Here is a 6289-nt window from a genome sequence, read left to right as displayed (position 1 = left end):
GTCGTAGGCCTTCATGATCTCGCAGATGTCCTCGAAGTGGGTGTAGAGGAAGCTCTCTGTGTGGTGGGCCAGACACCACTTGGCCATGATGGAGCCGCCGCGGGAAACGATACCGGTGACCCGCTTCGCGGTCAGCGGCACATGGTGCAGGCGCACACCGGCGTGGATGGTGAAATAGTCCACGCCCTGCTCGGCCTGCTCGATCAGGGTGTCCCGGAAGATTTCCCAGGTCAGGTCCTCGGCCACACCACCGACCTTCTCCAGAGCCTGGTAGATGGGCACGGTTCCGATCGGCACCGGGGAATTGCGGATAATCCACTCCCGGGTCTCGTGGATGTTCTTGCCGGTGGACAGGTCCATTACCGTGTCCGAGCCCCAGCGGATGCCCCAGGTAAGCTTTTCAACCTCCTCCTCGATGGAGGAGCTGACCGCGGAGTTGCCGATGTTGCCGTTGATCTTCACCAGGAAGTTGCGGCCGATGATCATGGGCTCGGATTCCGGGTGATTGATGTTGTTGGGCAGGATGGCACGGCCGCGGGCGATCTCGTCCCGCACGAACTCCGGGGTGATCTCAGCCGGCAGTGAGGCGCCGAAGGACTGGCCGGGATGCTGCTGGTCCAGCAGGCCCTGGGCCCGGGCTTCCTGCAGCTTCATGTTCTCGCGGATGGCGACGAATTCCATCTCCGGGGTAATGATGCCCTTGCGGGCGTAGTGCATCTGGCTGACATTGCAGCCGGGCTTGGCGCGGCGGGGCTTGCGCTCGTCCATGAAGCGCAGCGGATCCAGCAGGGGGTCTTTCATGCGGCGGCGGGTGAAGGCGGAGGTGTAGTCCTCCAGGCGCTCGGTGTCGCCGCGCTCCTCGATCCAGGCCTCCCGCAGGGGTGCCAGACCCTTGCGCAGGTCAATCCGGGCTTCCGGGTCGGTGTAGGGGCCGGAGGTGTCGTAGACCACGACGGGGGCGTTCTTCTCGCCGCCCATCTCGGTGGGGGTGTCGCCCACGGTAATCTCGCGCATGGGCACGCGCAGATCCGGGCGACTGCCCTGGACGTAGATTTTGCGGGATTTCGGCAGCGGCTGGATGGCGGCCGCATCGACGCTGGCAGCGTCACTGAGGTAACGGGGTTTGCTGGTCATGTCTGCGTCCCTGATGGATGGTTTAGGGTCGCGAATGACGGGCGGTACGAAGAGGTCCCCGGTTTCCCGGCAGGGCCTGGAACGACGGACTTTCGGTGCTGGTCTCGAATCCCTACGCCGGTACTAACCGGATCAGGTTCGCGGGTTCTGCAAAGCAATCTCAGCCGGTTTATGCCGGCACCCCGTCAAGACGCGATATTCTCGGTACGATATTCCGGGTACCTGGTGGCAGTGTCAGCGCCGTTGCGAAGCGGCCGGCACGGCATAATAGGTACCTTATGCAAGTGTAGAGATCGACCCGGATCTTGTCCATAATGAGGGCCATTTCCCCGCCGCCCCGACAATTGGATGTCACGGCATACCAGGAGTAGTTATGAAAAAACGCATGCTTCCCGGGCTGATGTTGCTGGCCTGCCAGCCGGTGCTGGCGCTTGACCTGGTCGGTACCTACGAGCAGGCCCTGTCATACGATTCCGGCATTGCGGCGGCGCGGGCCAGCCTGGAGGCCCAGCGGGCCAACATCGACGTCAGCCGCAGCAACCTGCTGCCGCAGGTCAGCGCCTTTGGTGATGCCAGCTACATCGACACCAACAGCGACAACCTGGACGACGACTACACCACCATCGGCTATGGCGTGCAGCTGACCCAGCCCCTGTTCCGCGCCGACACCTGGTTCCGCTTCGAGAACAGCCAGTTCCTCAGCGAATCCGCCCAGGCCCAGTACAGCCTGGCGCAGCAGCAGCTGATCCTGGACGTGGCCACCGCCTACTTCAATGTCTTGCGGGCCAGCGACACCCTGACCACGGCACGGGCCACCGAAGCCGCCATCCAACGTCAGTACGAGCAGGCCCAGGAGCGCTACGAGGTGGGGCTGATCGCCATCACCGAGGTCTACGAGGCCCGGGCCAGCTATGACGACAGCAAGAGCCAGCGGATCGCCGCGGAAAGCAACCTGGATATCGCCAAGGAGCGCCTGGCCCGTCTGACCGGAGACTACCCGGAGACGCTGGAAAACCTGGAGCAGCGGTTCCCGCTTATGCGGCCGGAGCCCATGGATCCGGGCGCCTGGGAGCGAATCGCCCTGGAGCAGAACTGGCAGATCCAGTCCACCCTCTATGAGCTCAATGCCAACGAGGCCACCCTGAAGGCCGCCAAGGCCGGCCACCTGCCCACCCTGGACCTGAACGCCTCCTACGGCAGAACCGAGATCAACGGCCTCGACCAGCCCGGTACCGCACTCCAGGGTCGGGGCACCAGTGGCGGCGCCACCACCGAGGGTGTCATCAGCCTGTCCCTGAACGTGCCCATCTACCTGGGCGGCGGCGTACAGGCCGGCGTACGCCAGCAGCGCTCACTGGTGGATGTGGCGGAGCAGACCCTGCGCACGGTACGCCGGGACGTGCGGGTGAACGCCCGCAGCCTGTACCGCACCGTCAACACCAACATCGAATCGGCCTCGGCCCTGGAGCAGACCATCGTGTCCCGCCGCAGCGCGCTGGATGCGACCGAGGCCGGTTATGAGGTGGGCACCCGCAACATCGTGGAAGTGCTGGACGCCCAGCGCAATTACTTCATCGCCCTGCGGGATTACGCCAATGCCCGCTACGACTATATCATCAACACCCTGAGCCTGAAGCTCACCGCCGGCACCCTGAGCCCCCAGGACCTGATCGCCCTCAACGAGTGGCTGTCACCTGCGGCTCCCGGCATCGAGGCGCTGGCCAACGAGGGTGAGACCCTGGCGGACCCCACCGCCAACTGAGCAGCGCGGGTACTGGCCGGTTCAGACCCGCGCCACAATCCCTTCCACCACCCGGTTGAGGGCGCCACGATTGGCCTCCACCACGGCCAGCGCATTGGCGCCCAGCTCGCGTCGCCGCTCCGGTGCCGCAATCAGGCGCTCCAGCGCCAGCGCCAGCGAGGTGCTGTCCTCCACCCGGGTCAGCGCCCCACCGGCCTCCAGCTGGCTGTAGATCGTCTCGAAATTGAACACGTGGGGGCCGGTCAGCACCGGCACGCCCCAGGCCGCCGGCTCCAGCGGGTTGTGGCCACCCCGTTCGATCAGTGAACCGGCCACCAGCGCCAGATCCGCCATGCCGTAGAGCATCAGCAGCTCGCCCATGGTATCCCCCAGATAGACCGCGCAGCCATTGGCGGACTCGCCACGGGAACGCCGGGCCAGGCTCAGACCACTGGCCTGGACCAGCTCAGCCACCGCATCGAAGCGCTCCGGATGTCGGGGCACGATCACCAGCAGGGCCTCCGGATGGGTCGCCAGCAAGGCCTGGTGGGCGGCCAGTATCTGCTCGTCCTCACCGATATGGGTACTGGCGGCAATCCACACCGGCCGCTCCTCACCAAGCAGCGACCGGCGCAGATCCTGCGCCTGCGTGCGTAAGGCGGAGGTGATTTCCACGTCGAACTTGATGCTGCCGGTGACGGACACGGACTCGGGCTGGGCGCCGATCCTGAGAAAGCGCCGGGCATCCTCCTCGGCCTGGGCCGCCACCCAGCTGAGATCCCTCAGCAGTGGGCGCACCAGCGAGTCCACCCGCTCATAGCCCAGGGCGGAGCGCTCCGACAGGCGGGCGTTGATGAGGAAAATCGGGATGCCGCGCTGCTCCGACAGCCGGATCATGTTGGGCCAGAGTTCGGTTTCCATGATCACCAGAGCACGGGGCCGGACCCGGTCCAGGAAACGACGAACCGCACCGGGAGTATCGTAGGGCGAGAAGGCGTAGTGCACCCGCTCGCCGAACAGGGCCCGGGCCCGCTCCGAACCGGTAGCGGTCATCGCGGTCATCAGCACCGGCAGGTCAGGCTGGCGCGCCAGTAATGCCTTCACCAGCGGGGCAGCGGCGATGGTTTCCCCCACCGACACCGCGTGCACCCAGATCACCGGTTCCGGGAAGCGGGGTGCAAAGCCAAGCCGGTCCTGCCAGTTGGCCCGGGTCTGGGGCGCCTTGCGGCCCAACCACCAGAGCCTGAGCATGACAAAGGGCAGCGCCAGGCGGAAGCAGAAAGAATACAGAGAGTGCAGCATTGGAGCTCCAGCAGAAACTGGCCGCCATTCTACAGAAAGCCGGCGGTCGTGGCCCGCACCATCTGGCCGCACACGCCGATTACAGTCGAACCTTATGCCCCGGCCCGGCCGCCTGCTAAACTGCCTGGCTGAAACCCGTGACCATGACCCATCCAGCAGGCGAACGACAAGCAGCGTGAGCAGAACCAGACGGCGAATCCGCGACACCGATTACTCCCACTACCGAAGCCCACGCTGGTGGCCCACCTGGCTGCTGATCGGGCTTATCTGGCTGTTCTCCCGACTGCCACTGGCGCTGCAGTGGCGCATTGGCAGGGGCCTGGGGGAGCTGGCCTACCGGACCCTGTCATCACGCCGTCACATCACCTCGGTCAACATCGGGCTCTGCTTTCCGGAACTTTCGGAAGAAGCGCAGAAAGAGCTGGTGCGCAAGTCATTCCATTCCAACGGCATCGGCATCATGGAGCTGGGCCTGGCCTGGTTCCGCAACCCCGCTGACTTCCTGGATGTCACCCGGGTACACGGGCTCGAACACCTGGAGGCGGCAAAGGTCAGGGGCCGGGGCGTGCTCCTGCTGGGTGGGCACTACAGCACCCTGGACCTGGGCGGCAGCCTGGTGACCCAGTATATCGAGGCGGACGTGATGCAGCGGGACCACAACAACGCGTTGATGAACGCGGTCATGACCCGCGCCCGCGAACGCCGCTACGGCACGGTGCTGGGCAGCAAGGACCTGCGGGGGCTGCTGAAGCTGCTCAAGCGCAACCATACGGTGTGGTACGCCGCCGACCAGGACTACGGCCGCAAGGACATCGTATTCGCGCCCTTTTTCGGCACTCCGGCCGGTACCATCACCGCCACCGCCCGCATTGCCGAACGCAGCGGCTGTGAGGTGATTCCCTTCAGCCATTTCCGCCGTGAGGACGAAATAGGCTACGACATCTTTTTCCACCCGCCACTGGCGCCCTTCCCCACCGGTGATGACGTCGCCGACGCCACCCTGGTGAACGCGTCCCTGGAGCGGGAACTTCGGCGCGTCCCGGACCAGTACCTGTGGATGCACCGACGTTTCAAGACCCGGCCCTCACCGGAGGACCCCAGCCTTTACGGGGGCAGGCGGTGAGTCAGGTGACTGGCAAGCCGCCGGTGGTCTGGCTGCTGGACGACCAGAAGCCGGGCCACCGCAGTCAGCTCAAGGGTCTGGGCAACCGGTTGCGGGTGCTCTGCGGCGCCAACCTGCACTGGCTGGATGCCACCACCATTCCCGTGCCCGTCTGGCGCGCCCTGTTCGGCCTTGCCCCCAGGCTGGACCTGCCCAGGCCGGACCTGATCATCGCTGCCGGCCGCCGCAGCCATCGCCTGCTGCTGTCCCTGCGCCGACTGCGTGGCGCCCGGACCCTGGTGCTGATGAAGCCGGGCTTTCCCCTGAGCTGGGTCGATGGCGCCATCATCCCGGCCCATGACGGTGTACCGGAACGGGACGGCGTCCTAGTCTCGGAAGGCGCGCTGAATGCCATGACCCCCATGGCCAGACTGACCGACAAACCGGAAGCCCTGATCCTCCTGGGCGGCCCCTCGCCCCACTATGAGTGGGACAACGACCGGGTCCTGCAGCAAGTGACCCAGCTGATCCAGAACTACCGGGACTGGCGCTGGACCATCAGCGGCTCGCGGCGGACGCCACCGGAGCTGCAGGCCGAACTCGAGGCACTGGCCGGACCCCGGATCACGGTGGTGGACCACTCCCGCACCCACCAGGACTGGCTCAGCCACACCCTGGCCGGCTGCCGCGCGGCCTGGGTCACACCGGACAGCGTCTCCATGGTGTACGAGGTGCTCACCGCCGGCCTGCCAACCGGGCTGTTCGAGCTGCCGCCCCGCCAGCCCGGGCGGGTGGTGTCCGGTATCGAGGCCCTGCTGGAGCGCGGGCGTGTGGCGAGCTGGCAGGATCACGCCCGCATCATGCAGCGTCGGGGCCAGGAGGCCGCACCCTTGTGGGAGGCCGACAGGGCCGCCCGCTGGGTCATCCAGCGCTTCCTGGGGGGCGGCGAGCGATGAGGATCCTCCAGGTTCTGCCGGCCCTGCACAGTGGCGGTGTGGAGCGTGGCACCG

Annotated in this window: 5 protein-coding genes and 1 riboswitch; of the genes, 3 read left to right on the top strand and 2 right to left on the bottom strand. The window is 66.2% G+C overall.

Annotated features, from left to right (window positions below; translation table 11 throughout):
* A partial coding sequence (gene thiC, locus R3280_RS15540) for a phosphomethylpyrimidine synthase ThiC (RefSeq protein ID WP_318999523.1) occupies window positions 1–1134 on the bottom strand: 1134 nt, incomplete at its 3' end.
* A gap of 91 nt (window positions 1135–1225) precedes the next feature.
* A riboswitch (TPP riboswitch) is annotated at window positions 1226–1329 on the bottom strand.
* 178 nt (window positions 1330–1507) lie between these two features.
* Between thiC and R3280_RS15535 the strand changes: the two genes are divergently transcribed.
* Window positions 1508–2896: a TolC family outer membrane protein gene (locus R3280_RS15535; RefSeq protein ID WP_318999522.1), complete on the top strand. Its 1389-nt coding sequence runs from the start codon at window positions 1508–1510 to the stop codon at window positions 2894–2896.
* 21 nt (window positions 2897–2917) lie between these two features.
* On the opposite strand, the gene waaA is transcribed toward R3280_RS15535, so the two are convergent.
* Window positions 2918–4177 (bottom strand): lipid IV(A) 3-deoxy-D-manno-octulosonic acid transferase, encoded by a 1260-nt coding sequence (gene waaA / locus R3280_RS15530; RefSeq protein WP_318999521.1) that lies wholly within the window; start codon window positions 4175–4177, stop codon window positions 2918–2920.
* 175 nt (window positions 4178–4352) lie between these two features.
* Between waaA and lpxL the strand changes: the two genes are divergently transcribed.
* Window positions 4353–5300, top strand: coding sequence for an LpxL/LpxP family Kdo(2)-lipid IV(A) lauroyl/palmitoleoyl acyltransferase (gene lpxL / locus R3280_RS15525; protein ID WP_318999520.1), 948 nt, complete (start codon window positions 4353–4355; stop codon window positions 5298–5300).
* Window positions 5297–6235: a mitochondrial fission ELM1 family protein gene (locus R3280_RS15520; RefSeq protein ID WP_318999519.1), complete on the top strand. Its 939-nt coding sequence runs from the start codon at window positions 5297–5299 to the stop codon at window positions 6233–6235. The genes lpxL and R3280_RS15520 overlap by 4 nt, the downstream gene beginning before the upstream one ends.
* The last annotated feature ends 54 nt before the right edge of the window (window positions 6236–6289 follow it).

The sequence above is a fragment of the Marinobacter sp. genome, from assembly GCF_033722195.1.
Taxonomy (GTDB): domain Bacteria; phylum Pseudomonadota; class Gammaproteobacteria; order Pseudomonadales; family Oleiphilaceae; genus Marinobacter.
Note: the sequence above shows the minus strand (reverse complement) of the source record. Positions and strands in the feature narration are given on the sequence as shown.